Annotated in this window: 18 protein-coding genes, 1 tRNA gene and 1 riboswitch; of the genes, 3 read left to right on the top strand and 16 right to left on the bottom strand. The window is 47.8% G+C overall.

The window, feature by feature from the left end:
* Nucleotides 1–112: 112 nt before the first annotated feature.
* Genes Q1V74_RS09275 through tssI form a run of 3 tightly spaced genes read right to left on the bottom strand, consistent with a single transcriptional unit; the run spans nucleotide 113 to nucleotide 5,758 of the window.
* Nucleotides 113–2,905, bottom strand: coding sequence for a DUF2169 domain-containing protein (locus Q1V74_RS09275; RefSeq protein WP_300648368.1), 2,793 nt, complete (start codon nucleotides 2,903–2,905; stop codon nucleotides 113–115).
* A gap of 53 nt (nucleotides 2,906–2,958) precedes the next feature.
* Nucleotides 2,959–3,414, bottom strand: coding sequence for a hypothetical protein (locus tag Q1V74_RS09270; protein ID WP_300648366.1), 456 nt, complete (start codon nucleotides 3,412–3,414; stop codon nucleotides 2,959–2,961).
* A 10-nt stretch (nucleotides 3,415–3,424) separates the two neighbouring features.
* Nucleotides 3,425–5,758 (bottom strand): type VI secretion system tip protein TssI/VgrG, encoded by a 2,334-nt coding sequence (gene tssI, locus Q1V74_RS09265; protein WP_300648364.1) that lies wholly within the window; start codon nucleotides 5,756–5,758, stop codon nucleotides 3,425–3,427.
* 154 nt (nucleotides 5,759–5,912) lie between these two features.
* Here tssI and tssG point away from each other — a divergent pair, with 154 nt between their 5' ends.
* Entirely contained in the window at nucleotides 5,913–6,890 is a 978-nt protein-coding gene (gene tssG / locus Q1V74_RS09260) for a type VI secretion system baseplate subunit TssG (protein ID WP_260649685.1), read from the top strand.
* On the opposite strand, the gene Q1V74_RS09255 is transcribed toward tssG, so the two are convergent.
* The 10 genes from Q1V74_RS09255 to fdnG form a co-directional block, all read right to left on the bottom strand.
* Nucleotides 6,883–7,554, bottom strand: a complete 672-nt coding sequence (locus Q1V74_RS09255) for a peptidoglycan DD-metalloendopeptidase family protein (protein WP_260649684.1) — start codon at nucleotides 7,552–7,554, stop codon at nucleotides 6,883–6,885. The genes tssG and Q1V74_RS09255 overlap by 8 nt on opposite strands.
* A gap of 81 nt (nucleotides 7,555–7,635) precedes the next feature.
* Nucleotides 7,636–10,086 carry a DUF3772 domain-containing protein gene (locus tag Q1V74_RS09250; RefSeq protein ID WP_300648361.1) on the bottom strand — a complete coding sequence of 817 codons (2,451 nt, stop codon included), beginning with the start codon at nucleotides 10,084–10,086 and terminating at the stop codon, nucleotides 7,636–7,638.
* Nucleotides 10,087–10,158: 72 nt separating this feature from the next.
* The gene (gene selD / locus Q1V74_RS09245; protein ID WP_300648359.1) at nucleotides 10,159–11,214 is read right to left on the bottom strand and encodes a selenide, water dikinase SelD; all 1,056 of its coding nucleotides are present in this window, start codon (nucleotides 11,212–11,214) and stop codon (nucleotides 10,159–10,161) included.
* 62 nt (nucleotides 11,215–11,276) lie between these two features.
* Nucleotides 11,277–11,372: transfer RNA gene (locus Q1V74_RS09240), tRNA-Sec, on the bottom strand.
* A 14-nt stretch (nucleotides 11,373–11,386) separates the two neighbouring features.
* Nucleotides 11,387–13,300 (bottom strand): selenocysteine-specific translation elongation factor, encoded by a 1,914-nt coding sequence (gene selB / locus Q1V74_RS09235; RefSeq protein WP_300648370.1) that lies wholly within the window; start codon nucleotides 13,298–13,300, stop codon nucleotides 11,387–11,389.
* A complete protein-coding gene (selA, locus tag Q1V74_RS09230; RefSeq protein ID WP_260649680.1) occupies nucleotides 13,297–14,733 on the bottom strand; it encodes an L-seryl-tRNA(Sec) selenium transferase in 1,437 nt (478 codons plus the stop codon). The genes selB and selA overlap by 4 nt, the downstream gene beginning before the upstream one ends.
* Nucleotides 14,730–15,668, bottom strand: coding sequence for a formate dehydrogenase accessory protein FdhE (fdhE, locus tag Q1V74_RS09225; RefSeq protein WP_260649679.1), 939 nt, complete (start codon nucleotides 15,666–15,668; stop codon nucleotides 14,730–14,732). The genes selA and fdhE overlap by 4 nt, the downstream gene beginning before the upstream one ends.
* A gap of 79 nt (nucleotides 15,669–15,747) precedes the next feature.
* The gene (locus tag Q1V74_RS09220) at nucleotides 15,748–16,389 is read right to left on the bottom strand and encodes a formate dehydrogenase subunit gamma (protein ID WP_260649678.1); all 642 of its coding nucleotides are present in this window, start codon (nucleotides 16,387–16,389) and stop codon (nucleotides 15,748–15,750) included.
* Entirely contained in the window at nucleotides 16,382–17,284 is a 903-nt protein-coding gene (fdxH, locus tag Q1V74_RS09215) for a formate dehydrogenase subunit beta (RefSeq protein ID WP_260649677.1), read from the bottom strand. Before fdxH ends, Q1V74_RS09220 begins: the two co-directional genes overlap by 8 nt.
* A gap of 9 nt (nucleotides 17,285–17,293) precedes the next feature.
* Nucleotides 17,294–20,356 (bottom strand): formate dehydrogenase-N subunit alpha, encoded by a 3,063-nt coding sequence (gene fdnG / locus Q1V74_RS09210; protein ID WP_300648356.1) that lies wholly within the window; start codon nucleotides 20,354–20,356, stop codon nucleotides 17,294–17,296.
* 134 nt (nucleotides 20,357–20,490) lie between these two features.
* On the opposite strand from fdnG, the gene dtd reads away from it, so the two are divergent.
* Nucleotides 20,491–20,931, top strand: a complete 441-nt coding sequence (dtd, locus tag Q1V74_RS09205; RefSeq protein WP_300648354.1) for a D-aminoacyl-tRNA deacylase — start codon at nucleotides 20,491–20,493, stop codon at nucleotides 20,929–20,931.
* A 17-nt stretch (nucleotides 20,932–20,948) separates the two neighbouring features.
* Here the strand turns inward: dtd and Q1V74_RS09200 are convergent, their stop codons facing one another.
* Nucleotides 20,949–22,268 carry a ferric reductase-like transmembrane domain-containing protein gene (locus Q1V74_RS09200; RefSeq protein ID WP_300648352.1) on the bottom strand — a complete coding sequence of 440 codons (1,320 nt, stop codon included), beginning with the start codon at nucleotides 22,266–22,268 and terminating at the stop codon, nucleotides 20,949–20,951.
* Between the two features lie 198 nt (nucleotides 22,269–22,466).
* Nucleotides 22,467–22,561: riboswitch (SAM-I-IV-variant riboswitch) on the top strand.
* A gap of 87 nt (nucleotides 22,562–22,648) precedes the next feature.
* Here Q1V74_RS09200 and Q1V74_RS09195 point away from each other — a divergent pair.
* Nucleotides 22,649–22,906 (top strand): hypothetical protein, encoded by a 258-nt coding sequence (locus Q1V74_RS09195; protein ID WP_260649673.1) that lies wholly within the window; start codon nucleotides 22,649–22,651, stop codon nucleotides 22,904–22,906.
* Between the two features lie 58 nt (nucleotides 22,907–22,964).
* On the opposite strand, the gene Q1V74_RS09190 is transcribed toward Q1V74_RS09195, so the two are convergent.
* Together Q1V74_RS09190 and Q1V74_RS09185 are read right to left on the bottom strand one after the other, a co-directional pair.
* Entirely contained in the window at nucleotides 22,965–24,311 is a 1,347-nt protein-coding gene (locus Q1V74_RS09190; RefSeq protein ID WP_300648350.1) for a sodium:alanine symporter family protein, read from the bottom strand.
* A 120-nt stretch (nucleotides 24,312–24,431) separates the two neighbouring features.
* Nucleotides 24,432–24,626, bottom strand: coding sequence for a DUF2892 domain-containing protein (locus Q1V74_RS09185; RefSeq protein ID WP_300648348.1), 195 nt, complete (start codon nucleotides 24,624–24,626; stop codon nucleotides 24,432–24,434).
* Nucleotides 24,627–24,887 lie beyond the last annotated feature (261 nt).

The raw sequence follows: 24,887 nt of genomic DNA, 5'->3' as shown, positions 1-24,887 counted from the left end.
GCGCACCTCATCAAAGCTCATTGCAGCAAGATCCGCTTGGGTTAAATGCAACCCCTCTAATACCACTTGCGTCGCACTATCCCCTATCTGACCCAAACGAATCAACGTCTCTTTATTCATGCTGGTATTCCTGACGTTGGGGGTAAATGTTGATCTCTTTAATATAAGCCCCATGCAATACCGTACTCTCATCCAAATGGGCAAGGCTTGCATCTGCTCTGAACAAATTCGCTTCTTTGAAATTTGCAAAACGCATATCAGCGGCTTTAAAGCAGGCTTCAATTAAATTGGCTTGGTGAAAACTCGCTTGATGCAAATGAGCGTGGGTGAAATTTGCCTTAGGCGCATCACAACGATAAAAAACCGCTTCACTTAAATCACAATGCGTAAAGTCACACATCTCTAATCGACTCAAAGAAAAGTCCGCCTGCGCGAAGTCCATTTCCCGAAAAAAGCACTGGTAAACATCACACCCCAACATGGCAAATTGCTGTACCTGATTTTGATAATGCAGTGCCGAGTTATTCATCGCGCACGCGCTAAAAACTAGTGCTTCTATACGGTTTATAAAAAAGCCACAACTATCAAACTCACACTCATCAAACATAAAATCCAAAAACTCACACTGCTGCCAAGTGACTTTTTTAAACTGCACATGCAGCCATTTCGTGTGCTGCAACTGGCTCCGATCACACATCACACTTTGCATGGTGCCGCCTTGGATTACACAAGAGCTAAAATCCAACTCCTCAATAAACAGCTGTTGGAAATCACAATCCATAAAATAACTCTGCGCAAGTTGTATGCCCTCTAGTTCTACATTTTCAAAGGTACACCCGACAAAATACGTTTGTTCACATTGCCCTTGCGCAAGATTGGTTCTAATAAAGCGACAATGCTCAAAGCGCGCGTGGCTCAAATTCGCCCGCGTTAATACCGCTTCATCAAAGACGCAATGAGAAAAATGGCCATGGGATAAATCTGCACCTTCTAGCCACGCTTGAGAACAATCCGCCTCTGTTAAGCTCAAGCCGCTTAACCTCATCCCAGAAAAATCTACATGCGCGATGCCCTTCTGCTGCGCTATTTTCTGTAAAAACCGCTTTTTTGCCTGTTCATTTTCTGGGTCGCTTAATGGGTCCACAGGCGACTGACTTTGCGCACTAAGTAAATACATCTGCTTACGCAGCTCCTCTAAGCGCTCCATCTGCTCGAAAGCTTCTGCACCCATCGGCGCAGACTCTTGCTCTCGCTCTAACAACGTACTCAAACCTGACGACTTCGGCACCGCCACCGTTTTTGGTATATCAAGCTGAGAAAAATCCGAACCTAAACCAGAGGCCAGCTTAATCAGAGCTTCGCTATTTATTTGCCCATCCTTTCCAACTACTTGTTGTAATAACTGCAGCTCTGGCAGCGCTTCTTTAACAGGAACAGGGGGACCACGATGCGGGGACTCTTTATCCTCTTCGTCAGGATCCTCAATCAACACAGAGGTAGGTTTTTTTTGTAAGAAATGCGCCTGCTGTTCTACAGATAAACCAGACTCTCGAAGGATTTTTTCATGATTTTTATCTATTTCAGCACATGCTTGCTCAAAGTGCTCTTCTACAGAAGTAGAAAAAAAATCCTCATCTGACTGATAAATCGGATCATCCGGTGGGGGTGGCCCCATTTGCTCAATCCGATACCACTCAGGATCCTCGCCGATTTCCTCAAAAAATGCCTTGTGATCCATCAGCCGTTGATTTTGAAGATTCTGGCTTTTTATCCATGTTGCACTTTGTTGCACGGCCTCGATGCCCAAATCTAAGGGTGCCATCAGCGCAGCAGGAATCAGTTGCTCATCCGCCTCCACATATAACCCCCCTAGCTTGGGATCTAATCGCTTGTGCATCATGGCAAAATAATGCTCTGCAGAATGTGCAAACGTCGCCGACTCTTCTAGCCCTACCATCAATGTTTTTACGTCACTGGCATCATGCTCCGCGACCGGCACACTGCCATGAAAGAGCAACACCGCGCGCTCTTGATGTGGAATAAACCACACAGTTGTCGCTCGTAAGGGCATTTCCTTATCCTGCCACACCCCGGCTACTTTTTGTTGCATAAAGCACCGAATCCGCCACTCAGGTAAACGCCCTTGCCAACAGGCTTTAGTGGGGTGCATATGCCAAAAAGCAAAGTCAGCACCTAAAGGCACTTCGTCGCGCTGTGACCAACGCTGGTCTTCTGCCGCCGCATTAAAAAACAACGGATTCATATCTGCAAAAAAACCAGGGGACTCATACTGCCGCCAATGATCGGTATAGCTTCCTATATATTGATAACGCTGCGGCCACAGCATAGGCATTGGCCCAAAGGAAGTTGGTTTACCCTGATCTCGCCGCTGCTGCACCCGATCAGTTAATCCTTCCACGTTAGGCAAAGGCACATATCCTGTGTGCGGGTCCACATCGATCCCTTTACCCTGTGGATTATTGGCAAAGCTTATTCCCCCATACGTATGCGCCCAATGCAATGGCATGCATTCAAACGCTTGGGGCGCGGAAAAGGTTCTCTCATCAATCCAATGCCTTTGCCCAAATACCACCAAGGATTTTTCTAGCTCGCCTACTTTCGCTTTCACCATCACTTGGTTTTTTTGATCTTGATGTGTCGTATACGCTTGGGCGGCCACTAAGTATTCAGGTACCTGTTTGGGTAACACTAAATCCAATAAACCCTCACAATCCATTTCTGGAATACACTGGCGCCATAACTCCATATCGGATACTAACAAAGGCCGAGGCCCCGAGAAATCCACCAATGCCACCGCCGTAACCGCTAAATGATTCGCACCATGCCACTGATAGGGGCGATACAATAAAGAGAGCCGTAATGGCTTAATCGCTTTAATAGACATAATTCAACTGCAACCCATTTTTTAGATTTCTATTGATGGCTTAGGGTGGTTTTTTAATGCAAGACCACACGCCGTGGGTTGGCAGGATCCACTAATAGCGCAAAACACTGCCCGACTCGCACCTCTGACAGGATAGAATAAGGAATCGCTTGCTCGACCACAGTTTCATAAGCCTTGTCATCAAAACGATATCGCATCAACATTTTCAATACAGGCATCCCATTTATATACATCGAGGTGTCTGTCAAAGAACCAATACACCCTCTGGTGATTACCCCATGCTCTGCTAGGTAAAACTGTTCTTTGCGCGGATCAATCAAAAAAGGTTTAAACACCAAGAAATGCACGGCCAAAAAAAACAATATCATGCCAAGAAAGGCGATGTTATCCAACAACGAGACTTTCCTTTTGTAATACCGCACTATCCCAGCAATGATCATTACGATCGCCCCGATAAGAAATCCGTACAACCCGATCCAATTCAACGCCGCTCCTACATACCCCAACATCACTGCCCCCTTAATTCACACTCGTTAAGCCGTTACTACGACTGTCCAACGCGCTCATACTATTTTTTAAGCCACTCATTTCACGCTGCATCCCAGCCTGCTTTTTTTTCACACCAATCATGGATCTCACTAGCACCTCGCTACGAATTTCTGACAGTCTAATTGAGCGCTCTGTAGCGGCTATCTCCTCTTTTTTGCTCTTTGAAATAATTTCATGAAAAGTATGAGAGGCAGAGGCCCCGGTAATACTCGCATCCATTCCCGTTGCACTTACGCTGACCCCAGTGCTACTCACGCTCATTACCTCCAAGCCATAGGTAAGCGGACTAATAGTCAGCTTTTCAAGGCCCACCATCTCTATATACTGACTCAAAAACTGTCTCAAAGAACCCTTGACTGTACTCTCTTTATCCCCCTGTATCGTTTCCTCCGAATCCTGACTCACCTTACTGATAATCTTTTTCAGCTGATTAATGACAAGCCCTTGTACCTCTAAGTATTGATTCGACTTAATGTGCTTCGTTTCGTCACCAGTGATTTCACTAGCTAAATTACCTTGGTAATGATGGATAGCGTGGCTATTTACACGGATATGCTGCTCCGCTTCCGTCACACGCTCCTCCATCCCACTGATACGCTGCTCAAAATTACTGTCATATTGATGAAGCGCATTGCTATTGACTTGAATGCGTTGCTCGGCCTGCACTAAACGCTGCTCCATGGCCTTAATGACCGTCATTAAATTATTACCAATCTCAATTTGGTGATTATTCCCAACTTGCAAATGGTGATCCACTCCCACCTGCTGGTCATAATTCATTTCCGTGGTGTTTTTTGCGTTACGCTCTGCATGCAAATGCACCAGCTCGGCCCCCGCAGCATCATCAAAAATCAAATGATTCGCATTGGCTGCGCCTCCTCCACCAAAAGACCGACTCACAAAACCAGATTGGGTGGGCGAAGGCGTAAACGCAGGCATTTGCTGGTCGTTGTATACGCGCCCAATAATTACCGGTCGATCAGGATTGCCACCAATAAAGTCCACCACCACTTCCTGACCAACACGAGGCGGCACCACCGAACCAAAACCAGCTCCTGCAGAATCGTTGGAAACGCGAATCCAGCACGAGGATTGCTCATTCGCTAAACCATAACGGTCCCAACGAAATAGCACCTTGACACGCTGAAACTTATCCGTATAGATTTCTGCTCCAGCAGGCCCAGTGACAATTGCCGTTTGCGGCCCATTGGTCTTTGGCTTAGGGGTGACAAACGGAGCTCGATAAGGGATATCGGCTGGCTGTGCACTAAAAGCCAGCAGATAACTGCCTTCACCGGTCGCGTCCCCACTGTAATATCCCGCCTCGCTCAGCTCATAGCGTACGGCTACCAATAAGTAATCTTGACAATCCTGCTGACGCGGACTTTGCTTTAAATGAAAAAAATAGCCTGGGGCAAAAGCGCGGACATTCGATTCCCCCTCAACCAAGCTAGCAGCAGACTGCGCCTGCTCCACCCGCACTCGTACATAGTGCTCGCCCTGATCGGGATCAGCATAACCCGCTTGCCAATCATAAATCTCTCGATTCGCTTGGGTGATCGAATAAGGGACACGGCGCTGTTGCCGTAAACTGGCCGCTGACTTGGTAAAGTCATAGTCATCCACCACATACTCTACCCCCTGGAGTTGTTGGTGCGAACGCCACGCATAAATGGCTTGTTCCGTGGCGAGCACATTACTGTCTTCAGGGTAATAGGCAATATTCGACTGATGCGGTAGCATCTCATGCGCGCTTACATCATCACATAACACCACCACATGATGATCTGCCTGATGCTCAATGTAATAATAAATACCCTCTTGCTCCATCAAGCGTTGGATGAAATCCAAGTCGCTCTCTTCATATTGCACACAAAACTCATAGTTAGCGTAGCTACCACTGAGCTGTTTGCGATATTGGTAACCGGGGTAGGAACCAAGCACTTCGTCCAGAATTTCCACCACGGATTGATTCTGGTAAATCTTACAATCGCGGTTACGACCTAAATACCAAAGCCAGGGGCGCAACTGGAGTCGATAACGCGCCAAACGCGGACCACCTAACTCTTGACCAATATAACTAAAGCGTACGACCTCACCATGCAAATATCGCGTTTGCCCTGAGTCGACCTCGATAGCTAATCCTAAGCCCTTACCAAGAATTTGACGTGCATCTAAAGACGCATCCTCACTAACCAGTTCGACATCAAAGTCAAAAACCGTTGATAGTGCTTCCGTACCTTCCAAACGTTTAAATAATAAAGATGAGCCAAATGGACTATGGGCCACAACTATTCTTTGCATGGGTATCTCCTCAACCAACCCACACATTGTAAGAATCGAATATGACAACCAAGTGAAGCGTTATTTACCAAAGGTAACAAGGCTTATCCAAGCCGTAACATCTCACGCCACCTTCGTCAAATAATTGTCACAATGCCTCATTACAATAGCCCGCATGTCAAACGCGTCTTTTTTGTCTTCGTATTATGAACAGCTGACACAACGCCCCTACGCCTATGATTGGTATGCGGTATTACGCCAGCTAGAAAATCACTACCCTTTAAAAAAACCTTTAGGGCGTAACCTGCTCCCAGCGCACGAGCCGATTCGGTTAGGACAGCACCCGTCCTTGGCTTTTGCGCCAGCTACATTACAACGTGCAACCTACAAAAACCAACAGCTGCATGTACATATAGCTAGTTTTGGCTTGTTTGGACCAAACGGGGCGTTACCTTTGCATTTAACCGAATACGCCTATCAACGTTTGCACCATCATCATGATGCCACGTTTACGCAGTTCGCCAACCTCTTTCACCATCGTTTAATTAGCTTGTTTTATCGAGCTTGGGCAGATAACCAGTGTGCGCTTAGCTTAGACCACCCTACTGAGACTTTTAGCCACTATGTGGCACAACTCGCCCGCATTCCCTATCCTCCTCAGGGAAGTCCAGAGCTGATCGCTCCCCACGCTCGACTTTATTTTTCGGGCTTATTGGCTCAGTCTCGGCGCAACGCGGCTGGTCTTGTACAGTTATTACGTGATTTTTTTACGGTGCCTGTTCAGCTACAAAACCATATTCCACAATGGATTTCTTTACCAAAAACTCAGCAATGGCGCTTAGGCACTGGTGTATTGGGTGAACACCCTTTAGGCAAAAAATACTATGATGCGCAATATAAATTCCGCCTACAACTGGGACCCTTATCCTATGGGCAATTTCATTATTTTTTGCCCACACAGCGTGGCTATCTACAATTGCGACAATGGGTACAAGACTATATTGGGTTGGAGCTTGCTTGGGAACTGCAATTAATTTTGCAACAGCATGAAGTCCAAGGAGTGCGTCTAGGCAAACCGCAGCCTTTGGGGCTGGCCACTTGGCTAGGGCAGCGCCCCAAAGCGCTAGGTCATGCTAAAGATGTGATTATTTAGCCGGCAAATGGCGTGTTGCGTCCACGGCCTTACCGTTATAACGCAACTCAAAATACAACTGAGTGGTATTCGTGTCCGTACGCCCCATTTGCGCGATGGTTTGCCCTTGTTTTACTGACTGTCCTTCTTTTACAGCAAGCGATTTGTTATGGGCATAGACGCTAATAAAGTTTGCATCATGGCTAATAATCACCATATTGCCATAACCTCTTAAGCCATTACCTGCATACATGACCTTGCCAGCGGCCGCTGCCTTAATGGGCGTGCCCTCTGCTCCCGTAATAAACACCCCTTGAGACTGAGGACCTGTTCCACGACGATGCGAGCCCGGAGCTGGCCAAATCAACTTAATAGACCGTGGAGCCGCCACTGACTGGGCTGTCGTTGCTTTGGGTGCTTGTACAGTAGATGTACCAGACGCTGCTGGGGGACTCGCACTCCCACCCTGCACTCGCAATAACTGCCCTACTTGAATATGATTCGGGTTCCGGATGTTATTGTTCCGCATCAACGCATTTACGCTTTGCCCATGCTGTCGCGCAATCTTGGAAAGCGTATCCCCTTTTTGCACTCGATAATAGCCTTGAGGGGCCTGTTGCTTTTTAGGGCTAGAGCCACATGCCGCTAACACCAACGCCATCATCATTACTGCCAAAAAACGCATGCTTTACCTTATTTATTAAACCAACAATCGTCTTAACTAAACCATAAAGCGCCCCATTTGCCAAGCGCTCATCGCACAACCTTAACTTGTTTTACATACAGAAGAGGCATCAGCGGCTGAAGGTGGCACGGCCGCCACCGCTTCCACCCCTGAAGAGGCTGGCCCAATGACCTCCATTCGCTGGGTATGATGTAAAGCCAAACGAGCTTGAGCAAATAACTCCAACACAGCGAAAAAGACCTCACTACGTTGCGCACTCACTAAACGGGGTGAGGGCAAATAAAAAAATAAACTAAATGCAATCCCACCATTTTGCTCAAAACCATCCACAGTCACAAAAGGCGCGGGGTCCTCTAATACTTGTTCATTGCTTTGTGCCGCACGCAATAAACACGCTCGTACCTGCTGTGCATCCACATTTACTGGCATGACCACGGTGATTTGCCCCCGCCCCAATGGCTCACTCAAGGTCACATTACGCACCACTTTGGTGATGAACTCTGAGTTTGGCACAATTACAGTAGAACGATCAAAGCGCTCAATCTCTGTGGCACGCGCATTGATCCGGCGCACATTTCCCTCCACATCCGTGCCTAAGCTTACCCAATCGCCCACTTTAATTGGCCGCTCTGCTAAAAGCAACAACCCAGAAACAAAGTTTTGCACTACTGCCTGCAACCCAAAACCGATCCCTACTGACAAGGCACTAACAATCCAAGCCATTCGGTCAAAACCAATCCCGGCTGCAGATAAAGCGACTACTACTGCGGCTACGTAGCCTACATAACTCACCAAACGCGCCGCCGATGAACGCATACTAGGATCCAAGCGCGTATAAGGCAAATACTGATTCGCTAACCAAGCCTGTAAGCTGTGTACGGCCAACCCACCAACCACGAGCACAACCATGCCATACAAAAAGGCGGCTGGTTTTAAGGTGACCTCACCAAAAGTAAAGCCTTGCGACAAAAACGCCAAACGGCGTTGCAACCAAATCACGGGGTCTTCACCAAATGGCAAAGAAAATAACGTCGCTGCTACAAGCAATAACCCAAGCTTAGCGCCCCCACTAAGTAATAAGACCGCTTGACTACGCCATCGCCATTGCGCTTGATTCAATTGGCTTTGCGCTGCATCTTGACGGACATTATTTAATACCGCTTGCGCCACATCACTCAGCAAGCAATACAACAAATAGGTCGTTAATACCACCACGCCCAGCCAAATCACCTCTTGGATGATCAAATTACTTAATGCGGTATAACCAACCAATAAAGCTATTACACTACATAACACCGCTAAGCTTACTAAACGCAAAGCAACACGGTGCAAGCCCGTTAACCAAACTGAACCTAAATCCAGCCCACCCTCTTTACGATAATAACGTTGCGCGCGCCATACGGCTATGCCAACCACAGCATTTAACCCTAAAGCTAACAAACCATTGGTTAACATCACTGTGCTTAAGCTTGAACTAATCACATGCGTTAACTGCTGTAAAGTCCATAGCACAATGATTAATCCCCCTAAAGTCAGTGGTAACCATTGCAACGCCTGCGCCACTTCATTGGGTAGACTCGGTAAGCGCCATGTGGGCTTATGGGGCGATAATAATGCTCGACCTAATCCTGCAATAAAAGCGGCCAAAGCCACCACCGCAATAAACTGTCGGACAAATAGCAATAGCTCGGGCGTTAAGCCCTCGGCATACATCAGCACCGATAACAAAATCAATAACACACCCGTAGGAATCGCCACATACAAACCAATTAAACCGATGGCAAGCAGACTTCTACGTAAACGCGTAGGCTGGCTTTTATTGACTAAAAAACGGATGAACCGAAACCAAATGGCGATCCCACCTAAGGCCCACACCAGTGCCCCCACACCAAGCCAGAGCTTATGCTGCCACGCTACCGGCGCAAATGCCTCTTTAATTTTTTGCCAACTTTTCTGTACTGCCAAGCGATCATCTGGCAATTTCTCCTGTAACTGCCGCCATAAAGATGGGGCAAAAGGTGACAGGCCTCGCTGTGACACCACATCTTGGAACTGTTGCCTACGTTGCGCCGCTACTTCTGAAATGGCTTGCTCAGCCTCTACTGCAATCAAGCGCGCAATCTTAAGCTGTCCACTTAATGTGCTGATCTCTTCGTTCAAAGCAGAGCGCTGTTTTTTCACATCTTGTGTCTCTGTTGCTTCATCCTCTGGTAGGCCCAACTCCGCTAGACGTGCTTGTGCGGCTTGATGTAAAGGAGTAATGGTCGTATCAATCCCTGCTGCTTTGGTTTGCACTTGATTCAAACGATTACGAAAATCCACCAACTGCTGGTCCGTAAATGGTATTTTGCTATCGGCAAGTGCCGCCTGAATTTGTTTTAGCTCCGTGCGTGCTTGGTCTAACTCTTGAGCTATATCTCGCACCCCCTCAGATTCCACAGCTTGTGCCGTAGCATAAAAACCGCCCAGTAGCAGCGACAACGCCAAAAACACACGCAGTAATACCGCCGGAAAAAAGACAAAAGTAGGCATAGGATCCCCTATAAAAAAACCGCTAGCATCTATAGTAGCGGCTTTTTATCTTATCTAAACAAACAAGGCGGTTTATTTGACCTGAACACCCGAGCCTGCTGTAACGTGACCAATCTGACAGGCATAATCAAAGCCCTGCTCATGCAAAAGCGCTAAAACAGATGGCGCCACATCAGGACGACAAGAAATCAACAAGCCTCCCGAGGTCTGTGGATCTGTCAGCATACCACGCTGTGTAGCCGTCACTGTCTCGGCTAACTGAATATGCTCGCCATAAGCTTGCCAATTACGCCCAGATGCCCCTGTAATAAAGCCTTGCGAAGCAAGCTCTGGCACATTCGGTAACCACGGCAATGCCGCAAAATCCAGCTCGATTTTTACTTTTGAACCGCGAGCAATTTCCCACGCATGCCCCAACAACCCAAACCCAGTGACATCCGTGAGCGCATGAACCCCATCCATTTTAGCTAATAAACTCCCTGGCCGATTCAACTGCGTTGTGCTTTGGATCATCACAGCATAATCGGCTTGAGATAGCTGCTGCTTTTTAAATGCCGCCGACATCACCCCAATGCCTAAGCCTTTAGTAAGAATTAACACATCTCCTACTTGAGCCGCTGCATTTTTACGGACATGTGCCGGATGCACCAACCCCATAGCTGCTAGGCCATAAATTGGCTCCACCGAATCAATGGAATGCCCGCCAGCCACAGGAATCCCCGCAGCCTGACAAACATCTGCCCCACCTTTAAGAATTAAACCAATGTCGGTATGGCTCATGGTGTTAATGGGCATGCCCACAATGGCAAGTGCCATAATCGGTGTCCCCCCCATGGCGTATACATCAGAAAGCGCATTAGTAGCCGCAATCCGCCCAAAATCATAGGGATCATCGACAATAGGCATAAAAAAATCAGTGGTCGCAATCAGTGCCTGCTCATCATTGAGCTGATACACGGCGGCATCGTCCGAGGTATCTGTACCCACCAACAGTTGAGGATAGTTCGACATCGCCGGCATAGCCGCTAATAGCTCAGACAACACACCTGGTGCGATTTTACAACCACAGCCTCCACCATGTGCTAAAGAGGTAAGACGCACAGCATCAGAAGTTTTTATATCAGACATGAGAATTGGCTCCGAAACTCGAAATAAAGGCAAAACACGTTGCACATGTGGCCAATAGAAGATGGCGGAAAGCAGCAGGAGTCGAACCTACCTAGGAGTGTCTAACACCCCCAACTGGGTTTGAAGCCCAGCCGCATCACCGGATACGAATGCTTTCCGTAAAAGAGCCCCATTAAAGATGGGGAAAGACGGTATTATCGGGACGAATCAAATGGCGATCCCGCAAACGACGAGTATAGCCAATTCGCTCAAAAAACTCGAGGATTTGAATCGTTCTTTTGCGCCCGAGACCTAAATGATCACGAAACTCTGCCGCTTTAATACCCTTGTCGGCAGCTAAGCGCGCAAAGCGCTGCGCTAAATCCAAAACATGATCTCGATGATAGTATAAATCACGCACCACCTGAAACAAAACCCCTTGGCGTACCAGCTTACGCCCTAGCGCACGTAAACGCTCCTCGGGAACCTCAAGTGTTGCTGCCATATCTCTAACCCAAGGGGGATCAAACTGCCCCGCATACGACAACCCAACCAACTGATGCGCAATTGGTTCTTCTTCTGGGGTAAAGCTCACTGTATGGGCGCTTAAATGATACCAAGGTCCATTTAAAGCCAGACGTTGGCGCTGCACCAGCTCATGTAACGCCGCCAACCATAAGGTATCCGACGACTTAGGTGCCACCATACGACGCAATCGTGCGGCTTCGACCCCAGGCTCATCAGGATAACGCTCATGGGCCTCCGCCAATACGGTTTCAATGCGTGCCAGCAGGTATTCCCAAGCATTATGATGGATCAGCACACGGGCACGTTGACGAGGCGCTTGTGCCCACAAAGCGGCTTCGGGAGCGCGTAAATCCTTGGTGTCACCACCAATGAGTCGCTCTAAAAAGGCTTGCTCCAAACCATACGGCGCTTGACGTAATAGCGGGGCAAGCCCGTCGCCGGCTAAATAAGCCTCGACACCATCTAGCCATGCTAAACGCGCTAAGGCACGACGTTTACGATCAGGGGCATTTGGATCTAATACTACACCCCCACCAATCGTTTGTTTGGCTTGGGCATTACGCACAATAAAGCGGTCACTGGGCATAGCACAAATAGGCGTATCAAACACCAACTGCACCAGAGCCGACTGCCCAGCCTGCACCCGATCTTGGCTTAAAGGCACCACATGAGCCACATAATGCGCCGCTCCAAGGTGCACATGGACAGGCGTCCATGTTTTTAAAAGCCCCTCTGCGCTCTTTAATAAATGCAAGCGCACATCGATATGCGTCGATGGACTAAAACAGCGCCCATCCGCAATCCAATCACCACGTTGAATTTGCTCTGTAGACAAATTCGCTATATTTAAGGCACAACGCTGCCCTGCCACAGCCGTGGAGCTAGGCGTGTTTTGGGCATGAATGCCACGTACTCGTACCGGCATATCGGCCGGCATCAATCGTAAATCCGCCGCGGTGCTATTTGCATGAATCAACCCACTATACGCAGTCCCCGTTACTACTGTTCCTTGTCCCTCTAGACTAAACACTCGGTCTACGGCCAAACGAAAAAAGCCTTCTGCAGCCTGACGTTGGAACCACTGAGCCTGTTCATATAAATACTGACGTAAAGGCTCAATACCCTCTTGCGATAGACTATCAACCACAAATACGGGCGCCTGTGCTAAAAACGTCGGTTGTAATAGTACGCACAGCTGCTGTTTTAAGGCGTCTATCTGCTCAGGTTGCGCACGATCTTTTTTGGTAATTACCACACAGCCGTGCTGGATACCTAACAAAGATAGAATCGCCACATGCTCTTGTGTCTGCGGCATAATGCCATCGTCTGCTGCTACGATGAGCATAGCAAAATCAATACCCGTCGCCCCAGACACCATGGTATGCACTAGGTTTTCATGACCGGGCACGTCAACAAAACCTAAAATATCACCATTGGGCAATGGGGTATACGCATAACCCAAAGCAATCGTAATGCCGCGCTTTTTTTCGTCTTGCAATCGGTCGGTCTGCACCCCCGTTAATGCGTGAACTAAAGCGGTTTTACCGTGGTCAATATGTCCTGCTGTACCAACAATCATGCTAAAGCGGTGCTCCATTGCGCTTGCAGAATAGCTTGTTCTGCCGCGCTTAAACAGCGTAAATCTAAAAACAAGGTATCGTGCTGAATACGTCCAATAACGGGGCGCTGCTGCCCACGTAACCATTTTTCCACACGCATAATCGGCCCACCAGCTCGCCCCGCCCCCACATAGCGCACCACTAAGCCATAACTGGGCAACACATCAATGGGCATGGCACCACTGCCGATTTGACTCAGCATAGGCTCTGCTGCCACCGTATAGTCCGAGCCTAGTGCTTGCTGCAACAGGGGTTGTAATGCTTTTGCTTGCTCCTGCATCTGTACAGCAGGGCGCGTTAACAGACGTAATGTGGTTAGACGCTGAGCTAAGTGCTCGGGGCTACGATACAAGGCTAAAACCGGCTCTAAGGCGGCAAGCGTTAATTTACCCACACGCAGCGCTCTTTTCAAGGGGTTTTTCTTGATGCTTTGAATCAGGTCTTTACGCCCTACAATGAGACCAGCCTGCGGTCCCCCTAATAACTTATCCCCGCTAAAAGTCACCACATCAGCCCCCGCCGCAATGGTTTCTTTTACTGTGGGCTCTTTAGGGAGCCCCCATTGTGATAAATCCACTAAAGTACCACTACCTAAGTCCACCGTAGTAGGAACCCCATGGCGCCGACCGATTTGTACCAGCTCGGTCAAGTTCACCTCTTTAGTAAAACCAACCACAGCATAGTTACTGCAATGCACTTTCATAAGCATCGCCGTTTGCTCACAAATAGCCTGCTCATAATCATGGGCATGGGTGCGGTTAGTGGTACCGACCTCGATTAACCGAGCGCCAGCACGCTGCATAATATCAGGGATACGGAACGCTCCCCCGATTTCTACTAGTTCTCCACGCGATACCACCACCTCGCGTTCCGCCGCCATTGTGCTTAGCATCAGCAAGACAGCAGCGGCATTATTATTCACCACAGTAGCGGCCTCAGCGCCAGTTAACTCACAAATCAAAGCTTCTACCAGATCATCTCGATCCCCACGCTTGCCCGTGCGCACATCAAACTCTAAATTGGCAGGGGTAGTCAACGCCGTCAGTACCGCTTGCACCGCCTCATCGGGCAATAAGGCTCGGCCCAAATTTGTATGTAAAACGGTGCCGGTCAAATTGATCATCGGACGCAACTGAGGTTGCAGGTATTGTTGTAATTGTTTTTCAAATCGCGCTGCCAATTGCACTACATTGAGCTCACTACGTGCGAGTTTTCCTGCTAAAGCCTGTGCGCGTAGCTGCTGTAAAAGCTTGCGCAGCTGTTGGGTGATAAGCTGACGACCATGTTGCTGCACCCACAATGCAAATGCGGGCTCACTTAAAAGCCGATCCACAGCCGGCAAATCTGCCGGCTGTGCTAACGCCGTCGGATCCAAAGAAGTGGAATCAATCATGAGTCCTTTGCGCTCTGCCATAACAACGGATTATCATTGACGCGGAAAAAACCCTCATCGCCCATGAGTACGTCTAGCTCCAAGCTCGCTAAGTCATCTGCCACAGCTTCAACCATTTGATCTTTTTCCTGATAGAAGATTTTACGGTAGGTATGACATTTTCCGCATGACTCGGCTTTGATCGCCTCCGACGCATCGGCAATAGAATGATACGCAATTTTCTCCGTGTCCTCACAATGCGTACAAGTCACCCGTACGATATGCCATTCAGTAGAACACAGGGAACAAGTCGCATAGCGCATGCCCTCTCGCGAGCCTCCAATGCGAACAATGGTAGATACCGGCAAGCTCCCACAACATGGACAGACACCAAAAGGGGTAATCACTGGTAATTGTGCGGTATCAAAATCCACCGCTAAGCGCGTCCAATACACCTGCAAGGCCGCCATCACAAAAGGAGCGCGAGCCGCATCAATGCCCTCCTCAAAGCGAGCAAGCATGGCATCTGCCAAGGCTTCCAGCTGCTCTGGCTCCTGCTCTATCGCTTGCAACAAGTCTTTTAAAACGGTTTGGGCTGCCGCTAATACATCTGGCTGCTGAAGCACCTCTTGCACAATATCTGCCAGGATCTGGCGCCACTGCGGATCGCGCTGCCAACCCGTGGCTTGTAATGGGGGCATGCCGTGTGTTTGAGCTCGATCTACTTGTTCAGCACTTGCCCCAGGTAAGGCGGTGTACTTGGCCAAAGCATTATGCTGGGCATCAGCCACATGCGCCATCAGCAACAAATAGGCTTGAATTGGACTATCTGTTGCCAATTGACGTAAACGGCTCGCACGCTCCTGAAAAACAAAACGAGATTCAGCTTGAAAAATACGAGGAATATGGGTGTGATCCAAACTTTCGATCTCACCACGGGGTAGGATGCGTTGCATCGAAACTCCTAAGAAAAAGACGGCTGCTATCGCTCTGAGAACGACAGCAGCCAACGTGGTGTAAAACTAAGAGAAACGCTTATTTTGCGTTAGAACCACGTACGATTTTACGGTACCAATCGCGGTGATTTTTCCACGCCCATCCGGGGCTAACAGTACCACGCGTCATTGCACGCATAGAACCTTTGACCCAGATACCTGCATAGACGTGCACAATAATGGCACAAATTAGCAAGAAGGCAAAGAAAGCATGTAGCAAAGAAGCTAAACGCACCATATCAATACTGAATAAGTGCGAGAAGTACTCACGCCACATCACGATACCTGAAGCCATCAGGCCAAGCATTAAAATAATCAAAGCGTAAAACAGTACCTTTTGACCGCCATTATAGCGATCCGTATCCGGCACACCTTCCGATTGATTTTTTAATACTTTAGGCATGGCTGCCAGCCATTCTCTGTCTTTTTTCGTTATTTTGTTAAAACGCCATAAACGAATAGCAAAAGCAAAGAAACTGACAAACATCACCACCCCAATAAAGGGATGCAAAATGCGTGTCCACGGACCACCACCTAACAGATTCGTCATCCAGAAAAAAGCGGGATGAAACAGCGCCAAACCGGAAACCGCTAACAGCACAAAGCTAATAGCAATGATCCAATGATTGATGCGCTGGCTCGGAGTGTAGCGAACAATCGTGTATTTTTTAGGATCAGACATGGGTTTCCTCCTTGGCTGCGCGCTCATCGTCCTCGGTGGTTTCAACTGGACCAGTGCGCATGTAATGGATAAATCCAACCAATGCGGTTAATGCCATCGTTGCCACGCCAAAAGGCTTAGCTAGGCCTTTCCAGAAAGACACCATCGGACTGATTTGCGGGTCCTTAGGTAAGTTGCTGTAAAGCTCGGGTTGATCCGCGTGATGCAATACATACATCACGTGCGTTCCACCCACACCTTGTGGATCGTACAAACCAGCATTTTGGTAACCACGCGATTGCAAATCCACGACACGCTCTGCAGCATGTTGTTTCATTTCCTCTTTGGTACCAAACACAATTGCACCGGTAGGACAGGTTTTTACGCAAGCGGGCTCTTGCCCTACAGCAACACGGTCAGAACACAGCGTACATTTGTAGGCTTTATTGTCCTCTTTAGATATCCGAGGAATATTAAAAGGACAGCCTGTGACACAATAACCACAACCAATACAGTTGGCTTGGTTAAAGTCCACAATACCATTGGTATGCTGAACAATAGCGCCCGGTGAAGGACAGGCTTTTAAACAGCCTGGGTCTTCACAGTGCATACAGCCATCCTTACGGATGAGCCACTCTAGATCGCCATCGTCTTTTTCGTGCTCTGCAAAACGCATCAACGTCCACGTGTTTTCGGTCAAGTCTGCTGGGTTGTCATACACCCCAACGTTATGACCGATTTCGTCACGTAGGTCGTTCCACTCCATACAGGCCACCTGACATGCTTTACAGCCGATACATTTGGATGTATCGATCAATTTAGCAACGCCCTCGGTGGCAGCGATAGGTTTACGAACGCTAGGCGAAGGAGTAGTAGTCGCCGAGCGACGTTTAATGTCCATTGCTTCTAATGCCATGATGACTCCTTACACCTTTTCCACGTTGACTAAGAAGGATTTGAACTCGGGGGTTTGCGAGTTACCGTCTCCAACAAATGGAGTCAGTGTATTCGCCAAGAACCCGGGTTTAGTAATCCCAGCAAAGCCCCAGTGAATGGGGATACCAATCTGATGTACCCGTTTGCCATCAATATCTAGACCACGAATACGCTTAGTGACCACCGCCTTGGCTTTGATATAGCCACGATTGGAGGAAACTTTTACCATATCGCCTTCTTTGATGCCCAGTTCTCCCGCTAGCTCTGCTCCAATCTCCACAAACTGCTGCGGCTGAATGATCGCGTTGAGCTGCACGTGCTTAGTCCAGTAATGGAAATGCTCGGTTAGACGGTATGTGGTACCCACATAAGGGAACTGATCGGATTTTCCGAACTGCGCCCAGTCGTCTTTAAACACGCGTGCGGCAGGATTGCTTGTGGCTTTATCATTGTCTTTAAACAATGGGTTATAGCCAAGCGGAGTCTCAAAGGGTTCGTAGTGAACGGGGAATGGACCTTCGGCCATGCCTTTGCGTGCAAAGAAACGGGCCACGCCTTCGGGGTTCATAATAAATGGCCCCATTCCATCACGTGGGGTTTCATCGGCCTTAAAGTCAGGCACATCCGCCCCTGTCCATTTTTTACCATCCCAATGGATCAATGAACGCGTTGGATCAAACGGCTTACCGTCCAGGTCACACGAAGCACGGTTATAAAGCACACGACGGTTAGCTGGCCATGCCCAAGCCCAGTTCAGGGTTTGACCCACGCCAGTCGGATCGCTATTGTCGCGACGTGCCATCATGTTGCCGGCTTCAGTCCAGGAACCTGCATAAATCCAGCAACCACCTAAGGTAGAGCCATCATCACGCATCTCACCAAAGCCAGAAAGCTGCTCACCCGCTTTGCGGATAATATCACCATTGGCATTACGTAAATCCACCAAAGCACGACCGTTTAGCTCTTTGGCTAGCTCTTCGGCGGTTGGGTGATTTGGGTTAGAGTAAGGCCAGTACAGATTCAGAATTGGATCTGGGTATGCCCCGCCCTCTTTTTCGTAAAGCGCACGGATGTTTTGATAAAGCAGCGCCATGATTTCAATGTCGGTTTTGGCTTCCCCTGGGGGTTCTGCCGCTTTCCAGTGCCATTGCAACCATCGACCTGAGTTCACCAATGCACCTTCCTCCTCTGCAAAACAAGAGGTAGGCAAGCGGAAGACTTCTGTTTGAATGTCTTCAGTTTTTACATCGTTGTACTCACCAACATTTCGCCAGAATTCAGAGGTCTCTGTCACTAATGGATCCATGATCACCATGTATTTTAGTTTAGAGAAGCCTTTGAGTAGCTTAGCTTTGTTCGGTGCTGCGGCTAATGGGTTAAAGCCTTGACAAATGTAGCCATTGACCTTGCCTTGGTTCATGAGCTCATAGGTCTGTAGCATATCGTACAGCTTATCGAGCTTTGGCAAATAATCAAAAGCAAAGTTATTGTCAGCATGTGCATGATCACCCCACCAGGCTTTCATCAAGCTGACGTGGAATTTTTTGTAGTTACTCCAGTAACTAAGCTGGTTAGGACGTAACTGTTTAGGCGCACGCGCCGCAATATAGGCATCAAAGTCTTGCTCGGCCTCGTTTGGCAACGTCATGTAGCCAGGCAGCAAGTTTGACATTAAACCCAAGTCGGTTAGGCCTTGGATGTTGGAGTGACCACGCAACGCGTTCATACCACCACCCGCGATACCGATGTTACCTAGTAACAACTGCATCATGGCGCCTGTACGAATGATTTGGGAGCCAATCGAGTGCTGTGTCCAACCAAGCGCATACAAAATCGTCCCGGCACGATCAGGGGTTGACGTAGACGCGAGCAGCTCACAGACCTGATTAAATTTATCAATCGGCGTACCACAGACGCGATTCACCATTTCTGGCGTATAGCGCTCGTAGTGTTTTTTCAATAGCTGATAAACGCAACGAGGGTGTTGTAGAGTGCGGTCCACCACAACCATACCGTCTTCGTCACGCTCATAATCCCACGAGTCTTTGTTATACGTACGATTTTCCTCGTCATAGCCGGAGAAAATCCCGTCCTCGAAGTCAAAATCTTCGCGCACCACAAAGCTAAAGTCCGTGTAATTACGCACGTACTCGTGTTGGATTTTGTCGTTATCTAATAAGTATTTGATCACACCGCCCAAGAACACAATATCGGTTCCGGTACGAATGGGCGCGTACAAGTCCGCCACAGAAGCAGAGCGTGTAAAGCGCGGATCAACCACAATCAGTTTTGCATTGTTATGAGCCTTGGCTTCAGTAACCCATTTAAACCCGCAAGGGTGAGCTTCTGCTGCGTTACCGCCCATAATTAAGACCACATCGGCGTTTTTGATGTCGACCCAATGGTTCGTCATCGCACCTCGGCCAAACGTCGGGGCAAGACCTGCCACCGTCGGACCGTGTCAAACGCGTGCTTGGTTATCGAATGCCAACATCCCCAGCGTACGAACTACTTTGTGGGTGATGTAACCCACCTCGTTACTACTGGCAGAGGCAGCAAGCATACCTGTGGTTGTCCAACGGTTTACGGTTTTGCCGTCATCCGTCTTTTCCACAAAGTTGGCATCGCGGTCCTCTTTCATGAGTTTAGCGATACGGGTTAGGGCCTCATCCCAAGAGATACGCTGCCACGTATCGGAACCGGGCGCGCGGTACTCGGGATATTTAAGACGGTTCGGACTGTGGATAAAATCAACCAAACCTGCACCTTTAGGACAGAGTGTCCCGCGGTTAACAGGGTGATCATGGTCCCCTTCGATGTGCACAACACTTGGTTTGGCGTTCATCGCGCCATCACCTAGGCTATACAGTAAAATTCCACAGGCTACCGAACAATAAGGACAGGTGCTGCGGGTTTCGACCATGCGTGTCAATTTGTATTGACGCGCCGCTGCTACGGCAGGCGTTGGTGCTACCCCTAGCATGGCCAAGCTTGACCCGGCTAGTGTTCCCCCTGTTACCTTAAAAAACTGGCGCCGACTCATGTTATTCATGGACGCTCTCCAACAAAGGTAATCAATAATACATTCCGAGACAGACAGGTTTTGTTCGCTGTAACGAAGTCTGTCACATTATGTTTATTGTACCCTTAATGTCTACAACACCATATAAAGCAAGGTATATAACGATGATTTGTCTAGTGCAACGCGTAAAAAAAGCAAAAGTGATGATAAATGAAAGACTTACTGGGGAAATCGGTGCAGGGCTTTTGGTTTTTGCTTGTGCTGAGCCCACAGACACCCCCGCAACAATTGACAAAATGTTGCAAAAAATTATCTCTTTAAGAATTTTTAGTGATATAGACGGAAAAATGAATCAGAATATTGGGCAAACTGGTGGGGGACTTTTACTGGTAAGCCAGTTTACCCTAGCCGCAGACACCCGTCGTGGGAATCGACCTAGCTTTACCCAGGCCGCCCCACCCGCCCAAGCCAAAGCACTATTTGATTTGTTTGTTACTCAAGCCAAGGCGATCCACCCTATCGTGGAAACGGGACAGTTTGGTGCGGATATGCAGGTCCATCTTATTAATGATGGTCCGGTAACAATTCCTCTGCATATCAATTGACAACTAACGAACTCTCATTATCGCATTTGGAACGCTTCGCTATGAATAGTGAGCTGCTCACGATCAAAGTTTTGTTTTAGTGTTGCTTCAAGCGCGTGCAACAAGCCTGTGGGGCCGCAAAACCAAAGCTCATAGTTTTGTGTGGTAGACATGGTTGACATCAGTAGTTCGGGCGTTAAGCGCTGCCCTTTAGCACTCTCATGGATTGATAAGTGAATAGTAGGTAACTGCGCCGCTAATTGCTGCAAATAATGGCAGGCTGCGCTGTCCTCGGCTCTATCAATACAATAGTGCAACTGAGCAGTCACCGCTTGAGGCTGCATGATCAAAGCTTCTAGCCAAGCAATAAATGGGGTGATACCAATGCCGCCGGCAATCCAAATTTGCTCGCGCTGAAGGTTAATACGATCTAATGCAAACTGACCATACGGCCCCTCTATCTCAAAAAACATATGAGGACGCATCTTTGCTGCCATTTTCTGCGTATAGTCGCCCAACGCCTTAATACGAAAATCAATATGACCATCGGCATGTGGAGCACTTGCGATCGTGAAAGGATGCGCCCCTTCTTGGCGATCAAAACAAATAAAAGCAAACTGCCCTGGCTGGTGATTAGGCCAACGCGCATCAACTTGCGCACGCAAAAATAAGACCTGATCTTGGCCCAGCTCGCACTGAACAACCTGCGCCAAATAACGATGTTTCATCCCTATTCGCTGGGTTAGAGCCTGCCATGCACCATATAGCCCCAACCCCAACATCGTCACTAGCCCAAAGCCTATGGGTTGTGTCCAATATGACAACGGCATTAAAACCAACGCGTGAAAGCCCACCATTAAAAACAACACCGGCATAATACGATGCAAATGTCGCCAAAACTTATAGGGGAAAGAGCGCCAAAGCGTCAATACCAGCATAATAATAGCAGCATATATTGCCCATTCCCCAAGAGACTTAGCTAACGATTTATAGTCAGAAAAAAAAGAAAGCAATGGAGTTTTAGTAGCTCGGTTAGCATTACCAATCAAAGCAACAATCAGAGGCTTTGATAATTTAATTAACCAATGACTCACCGCAAATAAAACAGCCCAAATCCCTGCCCATTTATGCAGCTGATAAACCTGATCCATGCCCCCTACCCAACGCTCCGCCCATACAGGACGTGTCGCCAAAAGCATTACGAATCCCATTAAGGCAAATGACACAACACCGGTGTAATACAAGAGATAATTTCGCCACTGCCATAATAAATCACCACCGGCAATAGGATGCATAAAAGCGTCCAAAGCCCATAAAGCACTAAACAAAGCGATAAAAGCGATGAGAATCTTTTTCATTTAACCAGCCTTAAAATAACTATTTATTATTTTACAAAGATACCTCATCTCTCATGAATACATCATGAATTAAATTATCAAACAACTTTAATTCCAGATTAAAAAAAACAATAATAAAAACAATTATTATTTACAACATAGCCAGCAGTATGATGACACCTACGCTTGACAACCGGTTTTATTTACCGTTATAGTGTTTTTATGCATTACGAGTTGGGGTTACCCCCCATGCCAACCTGTGACCCACACAAGGTGGACAAATAATGCGGCATTACGCAACCAATGGGATATCGCTGCCCGCTGTTGCGGGCTTTTTTTATGGGTTTTTTATACCGACTTGCTCACCCTGCATGGTGCTAAAGAGCTAAAAAGGAAATACCATGTCTTATCAGTTCGAAATCGATGGCCAAACGTTTACGGGGAGCGTAGTTCCTGGATCCAGCTATATGCACATTACCCATGTGGATAGCAACCAATTTATCGGCGCGTTTCAACCAGACGCCCCCTCTTTATTTGGCCCACGTCCCTCGGGCGCATGGCGTAGCATTGGTCAAAACACATGCTTGAGCTTATTAGAAAAAATTCAGCCTATGGTGGCAGAGCTTTGCAAACAGCGTATTATTAATCGCTACCGCTAATACCGAATACGTTTCTTAAGTAAAAAGCTCGGCATATTACCGAGCTTTTTACTAGGTTTTAGTGATGCTGAGAAAAATACGCTTTGGTCAGTTTAAATACAACCGGACTAAGCAATAACAATGCGATAAGATTCGGCACCGCCATTAACGCATTTAACGTATCTGCCACTAGCCATAAACTGGCTAAGTCCATACCAGGCCATGTCCCAATAGGAATGACCACCACCCAAATCAAGCGAAAAGGTAGATTGGATTTCTCCCCAAACAAAAACTGTGCGCATTTCTCACTATAAAAACTCCACCCGATAATAGTAGTAAAAGCAAAAAGAGCAACACCGATACTCACAATGTAACGCCCAATTTCTCCTAGCCCCTGAGAAAACGCATAGGCGGACAAAGTGGCTCCATTTTCCCCGCTTTGCCATGCGCCTGTCACCACAATCACTAAAGCGGTAATAGTACAAACAACGATTGTGTCTAAAAACGTCCCCAACATGGCGACCGTGCCTTGACGAATAGGACTATCCGTTTGCGCGGTAGCATGCGCAATGGGTGCACTTCCCAGCCCAGCCTCATTGGAAAAAATCCCGCGAGCCACACCAAAACGGATGGCTGCCCACACCGTGGCACCCATAAAACCACCGCTGGCTGCTGTAGGGTTAAAAGCATGATAAAGAATTAGCCCCACCGCTTCGGGGATGCGATCAATATGCAATACCAATACTAATAAACCGCCACCTACATAAAATAGCGCCATCACCGGAACGAGCTTACCGGCCACCTCGCCAATGCGCTTAATACCCCCTAGCAGCACCAACCCAACCAGCCCAGCAATGATAAAACCACTAAACAAAGGTGGAACGCTAAACGTAGACTGCATCACATCCGCTACTGAGTTTGCTTGAATACTGTTACCTATACCAAAACCGGCCAACATTCCAAAAACAGCAAAAATCACCCCTAACCATTTCCAGTTTTTCCCAAGGCCGTTACGAATGTAATACATTGGGCCACCCACATAATGCCCATTTTTATCAACTTCACGAAAATGCACGGCTAAAGCGGCCTCACTGAATTTTGTCGCCATACCAATGAGTGCGATAAGCCACATCCAAAAAATCGCGCCTGGTCCCCCGTAATAAATGGCTGTCGCAACCCCTGCAATATTCCCAGTACCAATCGTGGCAGACAAGGCGGTCATCAACGCATTAAAAGGGCTGATATCCCCCTGCTCTGTGCTACGTCGCCCTTGCCAGAGCATTCTGAACCCATAGCCCAGTTTACGCTGCGGCATAAAACCTAAGCCAACAGTAAGAAACAAACCTGTTCCCGCCAATAACATCAGCATGGGTGATCCCCATGCAATCGCATTAATTGCATGTATCCATTCAATGAGCTTTTCCATGCGCTTTCTCCTTACGCCTTGCTGTAGGCCACCAAATAAACCATCGATACTACCCCTTTTAGGCACGAAAAAAAAGACTGCATACAGCAGTCTTTTGACGTAAGAAGAAAACGATTGTGGTTATTTATTTTTTAACGGACAAGTGCTAAGCCCCAACAAAGGATACAAAGGGCAGTAACCCATTAAACCCGTAACTAAAGGCACTACGCCAATCCAGCCCCATAAGCCAATCGTGCCAGTAAAAGTTAAAAGCAGCAATACAACCCCCACTAAAATACGCAGGACCTTATCGATACCACCCACATTCTTTTTCATAATCATCCCTTTAGAAAAAAGCTAACACCTATCATTATATCTTAATATATAATATACAAAATATATATATATACATAATTCCATTGTGTGTGATCATAGGATTAAGCAAAGCCAATACCATTGGCTCAAACCGCACTCTTGCTCTCGTTAATACTATTTAGGAATTTTTATGCAAACCACTGATTTTGTTGCTACGTTATTTGATGGTCCCCAAGGCGACCTAAGCAAAATAACCATTGGGCTGACCATGGCTGTGAATGC

This window comes from Paenalcaligenes sp. (genome assembly GCF_030152715.1).
Classification (GTDB): Bacteria; Pseudomonadota; Gammaproteobacteria; order Burkholderiales; family Burkholderiaceae_B; genus Paenalcaligenes; species Paenalcaligenes hermetiae.
The sequence above is the reverse complement of the archived record's forward strand: the minus strand, read 5'-3'. Positions and strand labels throughout refer to the sequence as shown.

Coding starts and splice junctions, on each gene's coding strand:
- Q1V74_RS09200 (WP_300648352.1), bottom strand. CDS start 22,268: ATGAAAAAGATTCTCATCGCTTTTATCGCTTTGTTTAGTGCTTTATGG.
- Q1V74_RS09250 (WP_300648361.1), bottom strand. CDS start 10,086: ATGCCTACTTTTGTCTTTTTTCCGGCGGTATTACTGCGTGTGTTTTTG.
- tssI (WP_300648364.1), bottom strand. CDS start 5,758: ATGCAAAGAATAGTTGTGGCCCATAGTCCATTTGGCTCATCTTTATTA.
- Q1V74_RS09270 (WP_300648366.1), bottom strand. CDS start 3,414: ATGTTGGGGTATGTAGGAGCGGCGTTGAATTGGATCGGGTTGTACGGA.
- fdhE (WP_260649679.1), bottom strand. CDS start 15,668: ATGCAACGCATCCTACCCCGTGGTGAGATCGAAAGTTTGGATCACACC.
- Q1V74_RS09195 (WP_260649673.1), top strand. CDS start 22,649: ATGTCTTATCAGTTCGAAATCGATGGCCAAACGTTTACGGGGAGCGTA.
- selA (WP_260649680.1), bottom strand. CDS start 14,733: ATGATTGATTCCACTTCTTTGGATCCGACGGCGTTAGCACAGCCGGCA.
- fdxH (WP_260649677.1), bottom strand. CDS start 17,284: ATGGCATTAGAAGCAATGGACATTAAACGTCGCTCGGCGACTACTACT.
- selD (WP_300648359.1), bottom strand. CDS start 11,214: ATGTCTGATATAAAAACTTCTGATGCTGTGCGTCTTACCTCTTTAGCA.
- Q1V74_RS09275 (WP_300648368.1), bottom strand. CDS start 2,905: ATGTCTATTAAAGCGATTAAGCCATTACGGCTCTCTTTATTGTATCGC.
- tssG (WP_260649685.1), top strand. CDS start 5,913: ATGTCAAACGCGTCTTTTTTGTCTTCGTATTATGAACAGCTGACACAA.
- Q1V74_RS09185 (WP_300648348.1), bottom strand. CDS start 24,626: ATGAAAAAGAATGTGGGTGGTATCGATAAGGTCCTGCGTATTTTAGTG.
- dtd (WP_300648354.1), top strand. CDS start 20,491: ATGATTTGTCTAGTGCAACGCGTAAAAAAAGCAAAAGTGATGATAAAT.
- selB (WP_300648370.1), bottom strand. CDS start 13,300: ATGATTGTTGGTACAGCAGGACATATTGACCACGGTAAAACCGCTTTA.
- Q1V74_RS09220 (WP_260649678.1), bottom strand. CDS start 16,389: ATGTCTGATCCTAAAAAATACACGATTGTTCGCTACACTCCGAGCCAG.
- Q1V74_RS09255 (WP_260649684.1), bottom strand. CDS start 7,554: ATGCGTTTTTTGGCAGTAATGATGATGGCGTTGGTGTTAGCGGCATGT.
- Q1V74_RS09190 (WP_300648350.1), bottom strand. CDS start 24,311: ATGGAAAAGCTCATTGAATGGATACATGCAATTAATGCGATTGCATGG.